Origin of the sequence: Microbispora sp. CA-102843 (assembly GCF_050936215.1) — a bacterium.
Taxonomy (GTDB): domain Bacteria; phylum Actinomycetota; class Actinomycetes; order Streptosporangiales; family Streptosporangiaceae; genus Microbispora.
On the sequence record NZ_JBNJNF010000001.1, the window covers coordinates 1,918,425 to 1,934,014 of the forward strand.

Genomic DNA, 15,590 nt, shown 5'->3' on the forward strand with positions numbered 1-15,590 from the left:
AGCCACTCGGAGCCGTTCGATGCCGAGAGGTGGTGACCGCGTGTGGCCGGCAAGGATGCGAATGGAGGCAACGGACGGGGCCGGCCGTCGTCGGCCTTCACCGGACACGCCGCCGACGACATGCTCGCGGTCAAGCTGAGCGATCTCGCGCGGACGCTGCAGGACGAGGAGAGCGCCCAGGAGACGCTGGACGCCATCGTCGGCGCGGCCGTCGACACCGTCCCCGGCGCGCAGCACGCGGGGCTGACGGTCGTCATCCGCCGCCGCGAGGTCGAGACCCAGGCCGCGACCGGCGACCTGGTGCAGCAGGCGGACAAGGCGCAGTACGAGACGGGAGAGGGGCCGTGCCTCGACGCCGCCTACAAGCACAGGACGGTGCGGCTGTCGGACATGACGCAAGAGGACAGATGGCCGAAGTTCGCCCGGCGCGCGCTCGATCTCGGCGTGAGGAGCATGCTCTCCTTCCAGCTGTACGTACAGAAGGGCAACCTGGGCGCTCTGAACCTGTACTCCTTCGAAAAGAACGCCTTCGACGACGAATCCGAGCATGTCGGCCTGCTGTTCGCGGCCCACGCGGCGGTGGCGATGTCGGGAGCGCGGCAGCAGGAGCAACTGAGGCACGCCATCGCCGTCCGCGACCTCATCGGTCAGGCGAAGGGCGTCCTCATGGAACGCCACAAGCTGACCGCGGACCAGGCGTTCTCGCTGCTCGTGCGTGCCAGCCAGCAGACCAACTCCAAGCTGGTCGACATCGCCGAGTATCTGGTGGACACCGGGGAGCTGCGCACCCGTGGAGACCATCGACAGGACCCCCACGGATCAGCGGTGTAGCCGCCGCGGACCCGGCGAGGGTGGCGGGAGCGCGGCCAGGCCGAAGGTCTCGAGCAGGCAGACGATCTCCAGGACCCTGTGGGCGATGCGGCTCGGCTTGACCAGTGTGAGGTCGCATCCCACCTCGGCCGCGGCGGTCTGGCTCATGAGCAGGGCACGTACGCCGGATGCGTCGAGAAAGGTGACCCCCGCGAGGTCGACCTCGATGCGGCTCGGCCGCTGCCGCCGCAGGACGTCGAGGACGCCTCTGTACAGCTGACCGGACGTGCTTATGTCGATCTCGCCGCACGCGATGATCCGCGTCATCCCCGCCCACGGGCCCGCGGCGGGTGGTTCATGCGCGAAAGGAAGAGCGAACCGGGGGACTTCGGGACCCATTCGGTACTCCCGTCGTTGCGGCCGACCGCATCCCCTCACTTCTGAAGGCCACGACCAGCCCATACATGAGTAACCACAACCGGGCCGGCCAAACCATTCCCGCACCCGCGGCAAAACATCGGAAACGAGCAAGGGCCGCGCCGGGGGCCGCCCCGCCGCGGCCCCCGCCCTCGCGTCGATCAGGTGGCCGAGCCGAGGTCCTCGGCCAGGGCCTCCTCCTCCAGTTCCTCCCGCCGCGCGGCGGCCGGCTCGGCGGCGGCCATCTCGGCCGCCTGGGCGCGCTCGGCCTCGCCGAGCTGCTGGTGCGCGGTGGTGAGGATCACCGCGCCGAGGAGCACGGCGACGGCGCCCATGTAGAACGGCGCGTGCTGGCTGTCGAAGTGCTCGGCGAGCTTGCCCGCGACGAAGGGCGCGAGGCCGCCGCCGATGAAGCGGATGAAGCCGTACGACGCGGAGGCGATGGGCCGCTCCACGGGCGAGATGGTCATGACCGCCTGGGTGGTGACCGTGTTGTTGACGCCGATGAAGATCCCGGCCACGATCACGCTGCAGATCACGACGACCCGGTTGTCGGTGAACAGCGCGATCACCAGGATGTCGAGGCTGAACAGCACGAGGTTGGCGTACAACGTGCGGGCGATGCCGAAGCGGGCCTGCAGCCGCGGGGCGCCGAAGACCGAGAAGACCGCGACGAGGATTCCCCAGCCGGTGAAGACGAGGCCGAGCTGGTGCTCGTTGAGCTCCATCGGATAGGGCGCGTAGCCCAGCACCGTGAAGAAGCCCCAGTTGTAGCAGAGCGCGGTCAGGCCCAGGATGAGCAGGCCGCGGTGGCGCAGGGCCTTGATCGGGGCGGCCACGCTGGTCTTCTTCACCGGCGTGGGCGTGGGCTGCACCAGGGTGACGGTGGCGATCAGCGCGATCGCCATCAGGACCGCGACGCCGAAGAACGGGCCGCGCCAGCTGATGCCGCCCAGCGTGCCGCCGAGCAGGGGCCCGATCGCGATGCCGACGCCGAGCGCGGTCTCGTACAGGATGATCGCCCCGGCGAAGCCGCCGCTGCTCGACGCGACGATGACGGCGAGCGAGGTGGCGATGAACAGGGCGTTGCCGAGGCCCCAGCCGGCGCGGAAACCGACGATGCCGCCGATGCTGCCGGACATCCCGGCGAGGGCGGCGAACACCACGATCAGGGCGAGGCCCGCGATGAGGGTGCGCTTGGCGCCGATCCGGCTGGAGACCCACCCGGTGACCAGCATCGCCACGGCGGTGACGACCAGGTAGCTCGTGAACAGCAGCGACACCTGGCTGGGTGTGGCGTGCAGCTTCGAGCTGAGGGCGGGCAGGATCGGGTCCACCAGTCCGATCCCCATGAACGAGATCACGCAGGCGAAGGCGACGGCCCAGACCGCCTTCGGCTGCTTGAACGGGTTGGAGACGGGGGCATGAGCAGAGCTCACCGGACCTCCTGGGAGTAGCGAGGGGGAGCGCCCGGATCCCTACTCGTCCGCCGTGCCCTGGAGCAGGCGCCGGAGCAGGGGGAGGAACTCACCGGCGACCCGCGTCAGCTCACGCAGCTCGCCGGGTGACAGCGTGCCGAGCATCTCGGTGAGCCGCTCTCTGCGCCGCCCGCGCCGCTCGGCCAGCAGCGCCCGGCCGGCGTCGGTGACGCTGACCCGCACCGCGCGGCCGTCGAGGTCGTCGACCCCCCGGCATACCAGGCCTTCACGTTCCAGGCGCTGCACGAGCTGGGTCATCGACGGCTGGGTGACGACCTGCCGCGCGGCCAGGACGCTCAGCCGCTCCGGGCCGTTGCGGTCCAGGTACGACAGGGTCGCCGCGGCGGTGAGGCTGAGGTCGCCCTGCACGGACAGCCGCCGTACGGCGAGCACCGCGAGGTCGTCCAGGACGGCCGCGACCGCCTGGGACTCCTCAGGAAGATCGGCGCTCGGGGTGACGGACACAGATGTTCCTCCGGACGGGAACCGAATTTACATAGGAAGCTTATACAACTCTCCGGAGTACACCACATCGCCCCCTCGTCCAGGCTTCAGCGGGCGAGCGGATAGGACGGCGCCGGGACGTCGGGGACGGTCACCCCGCCGCGGACGTTCCCGTACGCGAACAGGCCGATCGGGCCGGGGCCGCCGGAGGCGCGCTCGGTGGCGGTCAGGGCCAGGGCCAGCGTGTTGCGGCCGTGCTCGCGCAGCAGTCCGGCGGGCAGCACGAACTCCTTCTGCGGCCCGATGCCGCCGCCGTACTGGCCGACGTTCCAGCCGTTGAGGTAGACCACCACCCGGGCGGCGGCCGGGATGTCGCCGCCGAACCGCAGGCCGACGGACACGTCCTGGCCCTCGGGAAGGTCGAGCCGGAAGCCGGTGCGATACCAGGTCACGCCGGGCGCGAGCGGCCGGTCGGCGGGGGAGCCGGCCTCGTCCCAGGACCGGTCGGGATATCCGGGCAGGTGCCAGCCGGAGCGCTCGCCGTACAGGCCGCCGGTGTTGAGCGGTCCCCGCACGGGATCGGGGAGGTCCTCGCCGCCGCGGGCGCCCTGGATCTTCCAGGCGATCGACGCCGCGGACCCCTCGACGGCCGCCGCCACCAGGCCGCGCGGCTGCTTGAACCGGTTGTCGTCGGCCGTCCAGTCGTCGTTGTGCCCCATGTTCTGCACGAGCACGGCCAGCGTGGCCTGCCGCCCCGGCTTAAGCAGGCCCGCCGGGATCGCGAAGCGGCCCGGTCCGGGGTCGGGGGTGCCCGCGTCCGCGTCGGCCTCGGTGCCGCCCGCGGCCGAGCCGAGGTAGCGGCCGTCGAGCCAGACGAGGTAGCGCCCGCGCCTGCCGGTGATCGCGTTGAGTGCGACGGCCGTCTCCGCGCCGGTCGCGGTGAAGCGACCCCGATACCAGACGTCGCCGTAGTGGAAGCCGTAGTCGTCGGCGTACAGCACCGGGCCCGGCTCCGGCTTCATCGGGGGCTTCATCGGGCTCTCGGTCGTCGTCTTGTCGGCCCGTCGCCAGGACGAGTCGTCGAAGCCGGGTGTGGCCTCCGGCGTCTCGTCGCGGACCCGCCAGCCGCGAAGCGCGGGCAGGCGCACCTCGCGGGGACCGGGCACGCGGCCGAGCAACGACCCGCTCGGCGTCCGGGTGACGCGCACCTCGGCGTCGCCCACCCGCAGCCGGGAGGCCTCGGCGAACACCTCCACCTCCCCGGCCTCGGCGGTGTCGGCCGCGAGCCGTACGGTGCCGCCGTCGACGGCCGTGGACCGGACGAGGGACGTGCCGCGCACCAGGACCGGCTCGGCGTCCGTGCCCGTCCGCCAGAACGTCGCGGCGGTCTCGTCGGTGCCCAGCAGGAGCAGCAGCGGCCGCCGTCCGCCGCCGGTGATCAGCACGCGGGCGAGCCTTTCGTGCGTGTAGTCCAGGCGCAGGTTCCCGTCCGAGTAGGTGGAGCGGACGTCGCCCTCCAGCACCGTCACCCGCGGCTTGGCGGAGTACCGCAGGATGGTCGCACCCGTGGAGCCCGCCGTGCCGTACAGCACCGCGACGTCCCGCCCGCCGACGAACGCGTGGGTCAAGATCTCCGAACTGGACGCCGCGAGGCGCTGGCCGCCCATGTCGTACCCGCCGACGAGGACGTGCGCGTCCCGGCCCTTCACCTGGACGGGCAGGGAGTAGGTGCCGTCGGGGACGGTCCACGACAGCGTGGCGGTGTCGGCGGTCGTGGCGGCGCGGTCGGCGTGCCGGACGAGCGCGAACCGCGTGCCCGTGTCCGGGTTGGCCCGGGCGACGACGCCGATGGCGGGGTTGTCCGTCGTGGGCGCCGCCGTGGGGTCGGTCTTCGCCAGCGGGGCCACGGCCTGGAGGAAGTAGCCCTGCCGCTTGAACTCGTCGTACTTCGCCGTGAGCCCTCTGGCCTCGGTCACCGCCGCGCCGTAGTCGTAGGACGTGTAGACGTCGTTGGGCTGGGCGAGGAAGCCCCAGTTGGTGCCGCCGAAGCCCATGTAGTAGTTGAAGAGCGTCGCGCCGCTGACCAGCAGGTTGGACTTGTAGAAGTACTTCATGTACGCGGGGCCGGTCAGTTCCCGGCACCGGTCGTAGCCCGCGTCGTTCCCGTCGATGGCCCCGGCCTGATACTCGGCGGCGAACACCGGGGCGTCGTCGCGGAGCCTCTCGGTGGTGCCCTCTCCCCACGGGCCCCACACCGTCTCGGCGTTCGCGCAGTCGAAGGACTGCGGGTAGTCGTCCACGCCGGGGATCTGGACGGCTCCCGGCCCTTCAGCCCAGGTGGACGACCAGCTGCCGGCGTCGCAGCAGTCGTTGGTGGTGATCGGCACGTCGACGCCGTCCGCCCGCGCCTGGTCCTGGATGTCCTGCATGTACGCCGCGTCGGTGCTGACGGCGTACTCGTTCTCGGCGTTGTAGAGGATCACCGACCCGCCGTGGCCGACCTGGTGCCTGGCAATGATCGGATTGATGTGGTGGAGCCAGTCCCGGTAGGCCTCGGTGAACCCGGCGTCGCTGCTGCGGGCCCGGCCGGGGACGTTCTTCAGCCACCCGGGGAACCCGCCGCCGGTGGTCTCGGCGTTGATGTACGGCCCCGGCCGGGCGATGACGTACAGACCGGCCCGCTCGGCCGTACGCAGGAAGCGGTCGACGTCGCGCACCCCGGTGAAGTCGTACACGCCCGGCTTGGGGGAGTGGTAGGCCCAGTCGAAGTACACCGAGATCGCGTTGAACCCGCCGGCCCTGATCTTCTCCAGCACGTCCCGCCACAGGCCGGGGCTCGGCAGCCGGAAGTAGTGGACCTCTGCGGCCTGCACGACGACCCTGCGGCCGTCGATCATCAGCGAGTGGTGGTCGTACGTGACCCGGGGCGCGGCGGCGGCCACGGCGGGGTCGCGGAGCGGCATGGGCAGGAGGACGAGCAGTGTCACGAGCACGGTCAGGACCTTGCGCAACATGGGCGGCCTTCCGGTCGTCGACAGCGCGATCTTCCCGGCTTTAGTTTGACTACCGCCCCAACAAACGTCAACAGCCGTGTCGGGGCGGAGTCCTTCCCGCCGAGGTCGGAGCGGCCGGTCAGCCGCGCCTGACCGACGGCCAGCCGTGGCCCCAGCCGCCCTGTGCCATCGTCTGGAACGCCCACCCGTCCTCGGTGCGCACCAGCAGGTCGCCGTAGTGCATGCTCTCCCGCCGCCCCTCGACCGTCATCGTCGCCGTGGTCTCCACGAACACGAGGTTGGGGCTGAGGAAGTGCGGCGTCCTCGCCGACTCCATGTCGAGCCCCGCCGTCCCGCCGCCCATGGCCTCCCGCATCGCCTCGACGTACTCCTCGCGCGTCCACTGCCGTACGGCCGCGAAGCCGCCCGGCGCGTCGGTGGCCAGGTTCATCGGGAAGACCGCGAGGTCGGCCAGCCGCTCGATCGCCCCCTGCTCGGCGAGCGCGTCGTACTGGGCGAACCAGTCCTCGACGCTCTTCAGTTCCTCGTCGCTCGGCTCGTACACGATTACGCCCCTTTCACTTTCGTACGTCGTACCGTACAGCATACGGAAAGCGATGACGCACGTTTTTTTCCCGGCCGAGTGCGGCGGGGCTGACGTGCACCGCTGCCGGTCCTGGCGTCGCCTTGCGTGCGGGCCGGACACGGACCGGGTATGAGACGCGGATCACCGGGTAGCCGGGGGCCCTGTACATCGCGGAAGGCTCTCAACAGGAGGACCCATGGCCGCTCCGGTCGACTGGGGAAGAGGAGTGGCTGACGCCTGGTCGTCGGTCGCCACGTTCGTCCCCAAGTTCCTCGCATTCGTCGTCGTCCTCGTGGTGGGCTGGCTGGTAGCCAAGGCACTGCGGAAGGCCGTGGACGCCGTACTCGAACGTGTCGGGTTCGACCGGTGGGTCGAGCGCGGCAGCGTGGGACGGGCGCTGGCGCGCAGCAAGTACGACGCGTCCGGCCTGCTCGCGAGACTCGTCTACTACGCGATCGTGCTGATCACGCTGCAGATCGCCTTCTCCGTCTTCGGGCCCAACCCCGTCAGCGACCTGCTCGCCGGAGTGGTGGCATGGCTGCCCAAGGCCGCCGTGGCGATCGTCATCATCGTGGTCGCCACCGCTATCGCCAGGGCCGTCAAGGACATCGTCACCGCCGCTCTGGGCTCCCTGTCGTACGGCCGGGCGCTGGCCACGATCGCGTCGGTGTTCATCATCGGCCTCGGCGTCATCGCCGCGCTCAACCAGATCGAGGTCGCGACCACCGTCACGACGCCTGTGCTGATCGCCATCCTGGCCGCCATGGCCGGCATCCTCATCGTCGGCGTCGGCGGCGGCCTGGTCCGGCCGATGCAGCAGCGCTGGGAGCGCTGGCTGAACCGGGCGGAGGCCGAGACCGACACCATCCGCGCCCAGGCCGCGGCCTACAGCCGGGGCCGTGCCGACGCGATGGAGACCGTCGCGGTGCCGCGGCCCGAGCAGCCGCGGCAGCGGGTGGGTGCCTTCGCCCAGCCGGCCTCCACCGCGTACCGGCAGGGCACCGCGCGGCCAGAAGACACCCTGCGGCCAGAGAACCCCGTGCGGCCAGAGAACCCCGCGCAGCCAGAGAACCCCGTGCGGCCAGAGAACACCGCGCAGCCGCAGAACGTCGGCGAGAACATCACGGGCGCGCAGGGCACCGGGGACGAGCGGGCGAGCCGGCCCGCGTATCCCGAGAGCACCCCGCCGGCCGCTCCGGGCGCCCCGACGACCCCCGTCTCTCCGCCAAACGCAGTCCCTCCGGCAAGCGCAGTCCCTCCGGCGGGGGCGGTCCCTCCGGGGGCCCCGAGCGCCCCGATGCCGCAGGACGCGCCGGGTGAGGTGGCGCCGCCCACCTCCTCCCGGCCGAATCCCCCGGAGGAGCCGCCGTCGTCGCTCCGCTGAGCGCGTCGCGGTTCGTCGCGGGGTGTCCCTCCACAGGGAGGGGCGCCCCGCCGCCGCGTCAGGCGGGTTCGGCCGCGGCGTCGAGCATCAGGCAGACCGCGGTCATGCGCAGGGTGGCGAAGTCGAGCGGCTGCTCCGGTCCCGGCGCCCGCCAGCCCTTCTCCTGCGCGCCGTCCCAGTAGCCGATCAGATAGGCGAGCAGGGAGGCCGGCCCGACCCGCTCGCCCAGCTCCGCGATGGCGTGCTTGACGGCGGTCATGTGCTGGTCCAGCGAGGCGAGGATCCCGGGATGCTGGTGCCGCAGGTCCAGCACGCGCTGCGCGAACTCGGCACGAATGCGGACAGGCCACGACTGCTCGGACACAGAAGTCCCCCGGAGGGTCAAGGGTGATGGGTGCCTCATCACGATAAGCGCCTCCGGGAGCACACGCTCCAGAACGCGTGGAGAGGGTCAGAGCGGCGGCGTGCTGGAGCCGCGTACGACGAGTGTCGTCGGCAGGACCCGGGGCGGCGGGGCGTCCGCACCATTGATCATGGAGACCACCGCCTCCGCGGCGGCGGTGCCGAACCCGGCCTTGTCCTGGGCGACGGTCGTCAGGCCCGGCGGTACGAGCGCGGCCACCTCGATGTCGTCGAATCCCACCAGGGCGATGTCCTCGGGCACCTTCAGCCCGGCCTCGCCGATCGCGCGCAGCGCGCCGACGGCCATCTCGTCGCCCGCGACGAACACGGCGTCGGGCCGCTCGTCCGCCTCTAGCAGGCGGCGCATCCCGGCGTGGCCGCCCGACAGGTAGAAGTCGCCCTCGACCACGAACTCGGGCCGGCGTGGCAGCCCCAGCCGGGACAGCTCGTCCTGGTAGCCCCGCAGGCGCTCGGCGCCCGGACGGGTGTGCGCCGGGCCGGTGATCGTGGCGATGGCCCGCCGTCCCCGTTCGTGCAGGTGCCGTACGGCCAGGCGGGCGCCGCCGGCGTTGTCCGAGGTCACGTACGTGGCGCGGGAACCCTCGACGGGACGGTCGAGGCTGACGCAGGGGACGCCGGATTCGGCCAGCCGCCGCAGTGAGGGGTCCCAGGTGCCGCTGTCGATCATCACGACGCCGTCCAGGTTGTGCCTGCGCACGGCGCGCACGTAGGCGTCCTCTGTCCTCTCCCCGCTCGTGTCCCCGCTGGTGGCGAGCATCAGGAGGTGGTATCCGCGCCCGCTGAGCGCCGTCTTCAGGCCGATGAGGATCTCCTGGAAGAACGGGTGCCGCCAGCCGGGGCGGCGGTGGTCGGTGTCCCACACCAGGCCGACCATGAAGGACTTCTTGGTGGCCAGCGTGCGGGCGGACTCGTTGGGCAGGTAGCCGATTTGGCGCGCCGTCCGCAGGACCTGCTCCCTGGTCTTCGCGTTCACCACCTCGGGGTTGTTGAACACGCGGGAGACGGTCGCGGGAGACACGCCGCACAGGCGCGCCAGCTCTCTGATCGTTGCCACGGACCAAACGCTATCGCATCTCGCTGTAACCGGTTTCATGCAACCGGTTTCCCCAAAATAGGCAACCGCCGGGAAGCCCGTCAACCAGTAATCGGAATTTCCTTCCGTCACGTTTTCGTGACTTGACAACTTCCCGTTCCCTTATGTGTGATGGCGGGCATCGGCCGGAGCTTTCTCGTTGCCACGGGCTCGGCCGCCGTCGTGTCTCGCAGCCGCTTCCCTTTCTCCTGCAAGGGAGTTCAGGTGTCCGCTGCGGAACTCCGTCTGCCCGCGTGTGTGCCCGCCGTACGGCTCGGCGGGTCCCGCGGCCTTCGGGGGAACGGTCCCATCGCCCGCACGGCCGGCCGCCGTGTCCGGGCTGTTCACCGGAGCGGGCACGGAACCTGGAGCGAACAGGGAATGACGGCGACCGACGAACGCCTCACCATGCCGCGGACCTTTCCCGCCGGCTTCGTGTGGGGCACGGCCACCGCGGCGTATCAGATCGAGGGGGCCGCCGGCACCGACGGCAGGGGACCCTCGATATGGGACACCTTCTGCCGGGTGCCCGGCGCGGTGGCACGGGGCGAGTCGGGTGAGTTCGCCTGCGACCACTATCACCGCTGGCAAGAGGATGTCGATCTCATGAAAGACCTGGGGGCGGGGGCCTACCGATTCTCTGTGGCCTGGCCGCGGGTGCTGCCCGACGGACGCGGACCGGTGAACCGGCGCGGGCTCGACTTCTACCGGCGGCTCGTGGACGCCCTGCGCGAGGGCGGGATCGAGCCCTACGTGACCCTCTACCACTGGGACCTGCCTCAGGCGCTGGAGGACCGCGGGGGCTGGCGGGTCCGCGACACCGCCGAGCGCTTCGCCGACTACGCCGAGGTGATGCACGACGCCCTCGGCGACTCGGTCTCAAACTGGATCACGCTCAACGAGCCGTACTGCTCGGCCGTCGTCGGCTACGGCGAGGGCCGGCACGCGCCGGGCGCCAAGGAGGGGCACGGCGCGCTGGCCGCGGCCCACCACCTGCTGCTCGGCCACGGCCTGGCCGTCGCGCGCCTGCGGGAGACGGCCAGGCCCGGCCAGCGCGTCGGGGTGACGCTCAACATGTCGCCGACCGTGCCGGTGACCTCCTCACCGCAGGACGTCCAGGCCGCGCGGCGGATGGACCTGCTGGTCAACCGGCAGTTCACCGAACCGCTCTTCGGCGGGGCCTACGCCGCCGACATGGCCGAGACGTTCGGCCGGATCACCGACTTCTCCTTCCGGCGGGACGGCGACCTCGACATCATCGGCACACCGGTGGACTTCCTAGGGGTGAACTACTACTACCGGCTGCACGTGGAGGCCGCGCCGTACGAGGAGGCCGACCCCGCCCGGCGCTCGGCGTTCGATCTGGGCGTGCGCACCGTCACGCCGGAGCAGGCGCGCACCAGCGGGCTGGGCTGGGTGGTGGAGCCCGAGGGGCTGTACGAGACCCTCGTCGGGCTGACCTCCCGCTATCCGGACCTGCCGTCCGTCTACATCACGGAGAACGGGTACGGCGACGACGGCGTGCTCGAGGACGGCGGGCGCATCGACTACCTGCGCGACCACCTGTCCGCGACCCGCGACGCGATGACGGCGGGCGCGGACGTGCGGGGCTACTTCTGCTGGTCGCTGCTGGACAACTTCGAGTGGGCCAGGGGCTACTCCGCCAGGTTCGGCCTGGTGCACGTGGACTACGACACCCAGGTGCGCACGCCGAAGGCCAGCTTCCGCTGGATGCGCGACTTCATCTCCGACCCGGTCGTCACCGGCCCTGTCATCACGAGCCCCGTCACGGTCGACATCCTGGTCGCCGGCGGCCCCGGGGGTGAGCGCCCGGCGGGGGACTGAGGACCAGGCGCTCGGCGCCGCGGTCCGGGTTGACCGGCATGCCGTAGGGCATGCCGGTCAATTCCCCTTTTGATGCGCCAAGTCCTGATCCATCGGCTACGTTGTGATCAACGTACGAGCACATCAGGGGCAGGACGCATGAACATGGAGCAGGGTCCGCCGGGAATCGACGTGACGGTCCCCAGCGTCGCCCGGATCTACGACTACCTCCTCGGCGGCAAGGACAACTTCGCCGTCGACCGGGCGGCGGCCGAAAAGCTCATCGAGCTGACCCCCAACGCACGAGAGGGTGTGCAGCTCAACAGGCGCTTCATCCGCCGGGCCGTGACCCTCATGGCCAGGGAGGGCATCCGCCAGTTCCTCGACATCGGCGCCGGCCTGCCGACACAGGAGAACGTCCACCAGGTCGCGCTCGGCGAAGCCCCCGACTCACGGGTGGTCTACGTCGACAACGACCCGATCGTGCTCGCCCACGGCCGGGCCCTGCTGGCCGACAACGGCCAGACGATCGTCGTGGACGGCGACCTGCGCGAGCCCGAGGCCATCCTCGACGACCCCCGGATCAACGAGCACATCGACTTCGGCAAGCCGGTGGGCCTGCTCATGGTGGCCGTGCTGCACTTCGTCCCCGGCACCGAGGACGCCGAGCGCATCGTCGCCACGCTGCGCGACCGGCTCGCCCCCGGCAGCGCGATGGCCATCAGTCACCTGTCGTACGGCGACCTCGACGAAGAGAAGATCCGCCAGGGGCGCGAGCTGTACAAGAACACATCCGCGGGCGCGGTCACCCCGCGGACCCACGACGAACTGCTGCGGTTCTTCGACGGGTTCGACCTGCTGGAGCCGGGTCTGGTCGTGACCGAGGAGTGGCGGCCCGAGCCCGACGAGCCGAAGCTGCCGAGGATCCCCGGTGTGGACGGCTACGCCGGCGTCGGCCTGCTGCGCTGACCCGAGGTCTTCGACCGGGCCCGCCGCGGGCGAGCGGCGGGCCGTCACCGGATCAAGCGGCCGCGATCCACAGGTCGGGGCCGAACACCTCGTAGTGGATGCCGGAGGCGGGCACGCCGCGCTCGACCAGCTGCGCGCGTACGGCACGCATGAACGGCAGCGGCCCGCACAGGCAGGCCACGACGTCCTCGGGCAGGTCGATCGCCGACAGGTCGGCCCGGCCCGCGGCGACAGCCGGGTCGGCGACATGCTCTGCGGGCAGGTCCTCGTACCACCGGTGCAGGGTGGCGCCGGGTAGGGCCGCGACCAGGTCCGCGAGCTCCTCGCGGTGGACGTGGGCGTCCGGGGAGCGGTCGGCGTGCACGACCACCACCCGCCGGTCCGAACCGGTGACGACGAGGTGGTCGAGCATCGACAGCACGGGGGTGGCCCCGATCCCCGCCGAGGCGAGCAGCAGCGGGCCGTCGCCCTCGGGCAGGATCAGGTCGCCGAAGGGCGCGGAGACCGCGAGCACGTCACCGGCCCGGACATGCTCGTGCAGCCAGGTGGAGACCTCACCCTCGGGGGCGCTCTCACCGCGCACCCGCTTGACCGTGATCCGCCAGTCGCCGCGCTCCGGGGCGTTCGACAGGCTGTACTGCCGGATCTGCCGTGCCCCGTCGGGCAGCGTCACCTGCACGCTGACGTACTGACCCGGCCGGAAGGACATCGGCATGTCCGGGCGCAGGAGGAAGGAGACCATGTTCGCCGTCTCGTCACGCCGCTCGATCACGGTGGCCCGCGTCCAGCCCCGGCCCGCCTCGCGGTAGAGGTCGCGCTCCAGGCCGATCAGCGTCTCGGCCATGAGCCAGTAGACCTCGTCCCACGCCTGGGCGACCTCGGGCGTGACGCCATCGCCCAGCACATCGCCGATGGCGCCGAACAGGTACTTGTGCACCACGGCGTACTGCTCCTCGGTGACACCGAGGGAGGCGTGCTTGTTGGCGATCCTGGACAGCATCGCGCCGGGAAGCTGCCCCGGGTGCTCCACCAGCGCGGTCGCGAACGCGGCGATCGAGCCCGCCAGCGCGACGCGCTGCTCACCGTTGGCCTGGTTGCCGCGGTTGAAAAGGTCGCGCAGCAGCTCCGGGTTGTCGGCGAACATCGTGTCGTAGAAGCGGGCGGTGATCCCCTGGATCGCGCCCGCGATCACGGGCAGGGTGGCGCGCACGGTCGCGGCCGACTCCGGGGAGAGCATGGCATCCTCCAAATTGGTATCTGAGACGCAAATTTAACGCCAGGAACCTGCTGATTCTTCCTATCCATGCAGGTCAGGAGAGGCTGAGCAGCACCGGCCTCGACGACGCGGAGGCCAGCTGATCCACGGTGAGCGGGTCGAGGGAGGCGTAGAAGGCCTGCTGTGCCGCGCGCAGTGCGCCGCGCAGGTTGCAGGCGGCCCGCAGCGGACAGGGGATCTCCCCCTCGCAGGTGACGACCTCCTCCTCTCCTTCCAGCTCGCGGACCAGCCAGCCGACCGAGGCCGTACGGCCGAACTCGGTCAGCTCCAGGCCGCCCCCGCGTCCCCGGCGGGCCTCCACGACGCCCAGGTGCTGCAGGCGGGCGATGGCCTTGGCGGTGTGGTTGTAGGGGATCACCATCGCGTCGGCCACCTGGCGGGTGGTGAGCGACGCCCCCGGTTCCAGGACCGCCAGGCGCATGGTGACGCGCATGGCCAGGTCCGTGAACTTCGTCAACCGCACACTTTGACGCTAGCAAATCGGCATGTAGCACTCCAATTTGGGGTGATTCGTGCGCGGGCCAAGTTGTCGGTGGCCGGTTCTAGGGTGGGGCGGCACAGGATCCGCGACGAGAACGGGAACCCCCATGACGACCCTGGCTGATCGCCCGAACACCGCGCTGCTGGTCATCGACGTCCAGAACGGGGTGGTGGCAGGCGCCCCCAACCGCGACGCCGTGATCGCGAACATCGACACCTTGGTCGGCAAGGCGCGCGCGGAGGACGTGCCGGTGATCTGGGTGCAGCACTCCGACGACCACGATCTCCAGCGGGACAGCGAGAACTGGCAGTACGTGCCGGAGCTGGCCCGCCAGGACGCCGAGCCGCTCGTCCACAAGAGGTACGGCGACTCGTTCGAGGCCACCGAACTGGAGGCGCTGCTCGCCGAGCGCGGGGTGGGCCGGCTCGTCGTCACGGGAGCCCAGACCGACGCGTGCATCCGCTCGACCCTCCACGGGGCCTTCGTCCGGGGCTACGACGTGACGCTGGTCGGCGACGCGCACACCACCGAGGACCTCACCGCCTACGGCGCGCCGGCCCCGGAGCAGGTGATCGCGCACACGAACCTCTACTGGCAGTGGCAGAGCGCCCCCGGCCGCAGTGCGGGGACGGTCGGCACGGCGGAGGTGACCTTCGCCGCCGACGCGGGCTGAGGTTCCGGCGCGGCTGAGGGGGCATCACCCGGAGTGAGCGGGCCGCGCGGGTGGGGAGACGGCGCCGCTCAGCGTCGAACGTGAGCGTGGTGGACGTGACCGCAGCCGCCTGTCCCGAAGACCTCGTCCGGGCCGTCCGGGAGGTGGGCGTGCGTGACGAGCGCCTGCTCCAGGCCGTGCGCTCGACCCCGAGAGCCGGTTTCGTCCCCACCGAGCACATGGCCCACGCGTACGAGGACGTGCCGATCCCCATCGCGCACGGGCAGGTGACCACCCAGCCGTCGCTGTCGGCGACGATGATCGAGGGACTGGGACTCACCGGCGGGGAGCACGTGCTGGAGGTCGGCAGCGGTCTCGGATACCAGACCGCGTTGCTCGCCCGCATGGCCGCCGACGTGGTCAGCGTCGAGCTGTGGCCCGACCTCGTACGCGGCGCGCGCCGCAACCTCGCCCGGCAGGGCATCCGCAACGCGGAGGTGCTCGTCGGCGACGGCGGCCAGGGGGTGCTCGAGCACGCCCCTTACGACGCTGTGATCGTCTCGGCCGCCTTCCCCACGGTGCCCGCGCCGCTGGTCGAGCAGCTGCGGCTCGGCGGACGTCTGGTGCAGCCCATCGGCACGGGCGGCCGGGAGGAGGTCGTGCTGTTCGAGCGCACGGTCATCGGCCTCGAACCGCGCCAGGTCCTCACGCTGGCCCGCTTCGTCCGCCTCCACGGCCGCTATGGCTACCCCTCCTGACGTCCCGGAGGCCGCACGCTCGA

15 protein-coding genes are annotated in these 15,590 nt (G+C 71.2%); 6 read left to right on the forward strand and 9 right to left on the reverse strand.

All coding sequences use genetic code 11. From position 1 onward, the window contains the following. Positions 1-42 precede the first annotated feature (42 nt). Positions 43-831, forward strand: coding sequence for an ANTAR domain-containing protein (locus ACQEVJ_RS08940; protein WP_433099057.1), 789 nt, complete (start codon positions 43-45; stop codon positions 829-831). Here the strand turns inward: ACQEVJ_RS08940 and ACQEVJ_RS08945 are convergent. The 5 genes from ACQEVJ_RS08945 to ACQEVJ_RS08965 all read right to left on the reverse strand — a co-directional run bounded on the left by ACQEVJ_RS08945 (position 820) and on the right by ACQEVJ_RS08965 (position 6,707). Further along, entirely contained in the window at positions 820-1,137 is a 318-nt protein-coding gene (locus tag ACQEVJ_RS08945; protein WP_433099059.1) for an STAS domain-containing protein, read from the reverse strand. The two genes, ACQEVJ_RS08940 and ACQEVJ_RS08945, sit on opposite strands and share 12 nt — an antisense overlap. Before the next feature lie 251 nt (positions 1,138-1,388). After that, positions 1,389-2,666: an MFS transporter gene (locus ACQEVJ_RS08950; RefSeq protein ID WP_433099060.1), complete on the reverse strand. Its 1,278-nt coding sequence runs from the start codon at positions 2,664-2,666 to the stop codon at positions 1,389-1,391. A 39-nt stretch (positions 2,667-2,705) separates the two neighbouring features. Continuing rightward, complete coding sequence (locus ACQEVJ_RS08955; protein ID WP_433099062.1) at positions 2,706-3,170, reverse strand: MarR family winged helix-turn-helix transcriptional regulator; 465 nt, start codon at positions 3,168-3,170, stop codon at positions 2,706-2,708. A gap of 86 nt (positions 3,171-3,256) precedes the next feature. Continuing rightward, a complete protein-coding gene (locus ACQEVJ_RS08960; RefSeq protein WP_433099064.1) occupies positions 3,257-6,163 on the reverse strand; it encodes a beta-galactosidase in 2,907 nt (968 codons plus the stop codon). 118 nt (positions 6,164-6,281) lie between these two features. After that, a complete protein-coding gene (locus ACQEVJ_RS08965) occupies positions 6,282-6,707 on the reverse strand; it encodes a nuclear transport factor 2 family protein (protein ID WP_433099066.1) in 426 nt (141 codons plus the stop codon). A 217-nt stretch (positions 6,708-6,924) separates the two neighbouring features. Here ACQEVJ_RS08965 and ACQEVJ_RS08970 point away from each other — a divergent pair, with 217 nt between their 5' ends. Beyond that, positions 6,925-8,112, forward strand: a complete 1,188-nt coding sequence (locus tag ACQEVJ_RS08970) for a mechanosensitive ion channel family protein (protein WP_433099068.1) — start codon at positions 6,925-6,927, stop codon at positions 8,110-8,112. Between the two features lie 58 nt (positions 8,113-8,170). Here the strand turns inward: ACQEVJ_RS08970 and ACQEVJ_RS08975 are convergent, their stop codons facing one another. Next, entirely contained in the window at positions 8,171-8,476 is a 306-nt protein-coding gene (locus ACQEVJ_RS08975) for a DUF6401 family natural product biosynthesis protein (protein ID WP_433099070.1), read from the reverse strand. 87 nt (positions 8,477-8,563) lie between these two features. After that, on the reverse strand, positions 8,564-9,589 hold the full coding sequence (locus tag ACQEVJ_RS08980; RefSeq protein WP_433099072.1) for a LacI family DNA-binding transcriptional regulator: 1,026 nt from the start codon (positions 9,587-9,589) through the stop codon (positions 8,564-8,566). A 399-nt stretch (positions 9,590-9,988) separates the two neighbouring features. Here ACQEVJ_RS08980 and ACQEVJ_RS08985 point away from each other — a divergent pair, with 399 nt between their 5' ends. Together ACQEVJ_RS08985 and ACQEVJ_RS08990 are read left to right on the forward strand one after the other, a co-directional pair. Then, entirely contained in the window at positions 9,989-11,452 is a 1,464-nt protein-coding gene (locus ACQEVJ_RS08985; protein WP_433099074.1) for a GH1 family beta-glucosidase, read from the forward strand. A gap of 138 nt (positions 11,453-11,590) precedes the next feature. Further along, entirely contained in the window at positions 11,591-12,400 is an 810-nt protein-coding gene (locus ACQEVJ_RS08990; RefSeq protein ID WP_433099076.1) for an SAM-dependent methyltransferase, read from the forward strand. 52 nt (positions 12,401-12,452) lie between these two features. On the opposite strand, the gene ACQEVJ_RS08995 is transcribed toward ACQEVJ_RS08990, so the two are convergent. Then, positions 12,453-13,637, reverse strand: a complete 1,185-nt coding sequence (locus tag ACQEVJ_RS08995; RefSeq protein ID WP_433099078.1) for a globin domain-containing protein — start codon at positions 13,635-13,637, stop codon at positions 12,453-12,455. A 73-nt stretch (positions 13,638-13,710) separates the two neighbouring features. Beyond that, on the reverse strand, positions 13,711-14,139 hold the full coding sequence (locus ACQEVJ_RS09000; protein ID WP_433099080.1) for an RrF2 family transcriptional regulator: 429 nt from the start codon (positions 14,137-14,139) through the stop codon (positions 13,711-13,713). Positions 14,140-14,263: 124 nt separating this feature from the next. Between ACQEVJ_RS09000 and ACQEVJ_RS09005 the strand changes: the two genes are divergently transcribed. Beyond that, the gene (locus ACQEVJ_RS09005) at positions 14,264-14,830 is read left to right on the forward strand and encodes a cysteine hydrolase family protein (protein WP_433099082.1); all 567 of its coding nucleotides are present in this window, start codon (positions 14,264-14,266) and stop codon (positions 14,828-14,830) included. 89 nt (positions 14,831-14,919) lie between these two features. Beyond that, positions 14,920-15,567, forward strand: a complete 648-nt coding sequence (locus tag ACQEVJ_RS09010) for a protein-L-isoaspartate O-methyltransferase family protein (RefSeq protein ID WP_433099084.1) — start codon at positions 14,920-14,922, stop codon at positions 15,565-15,567. Positions 15,568-15,590 lie beyond the last annotated feature (23 nt).

What these genes read in the sequence shown, in the direction of transcription:
- ACQEVJ_RS08995 (WP_433099078.1), bottom strand. Translation starts at nt 13,637, where the DNA reads ATGCTCTCCCCGGAGTCGGCCGCGACCGTGCGCGCCACCCTGCCCGTG.
- ACQEVJ_RS08985 (WP_433099074.1), top strand. Translation starts at nt 9,989, where the DNA reads ATGACGGCGACCGACGAACGCCTCACCATGCCGCGGACCTTTCCCGCC.
- ACQEVJ_RS09005 (WP_433099082.1), top strand. Translation starts at nt 14,264, where the DNA reads ATGACGACCCTGGCTGATCGCCCGAACACCGCGCTGCTGGTCATCGAC.
- ACQEVJ_RS08970 (WP_433099068.1), top strand. Translation starts at nt 6,925, where the DNA reads ATGGCCGCTCCGGTCGACTGGGGAAGAGGAGTGGCTGACGCCTGGTCG.
- ACQEVJ_RS08990 (WP_433099076.1), top strand. Translation starts at nt 11,591, where the DNA reads ATGAACATGGAGCAGGGTCCGCCGGGAATCGACGTGACGGTCCCCAGC.
- ACQEVJ_RS08945 (WP_433099059.1), bottom strand. Translation starts at nt 1,137, where the DNA reads ATGACGCGGATCATCGCGTGCGGCGAGATCGACATAAGCACGTCCGGT.
- ACQEVJ_RS08960 (WP_433099064.1), bottom strand. Translation starts at nt 6,163, where the DNA reads ATGTTGCGCAAGGTCCTGACCGTGCTCGTGACACTGCTCGTCCTCCTG.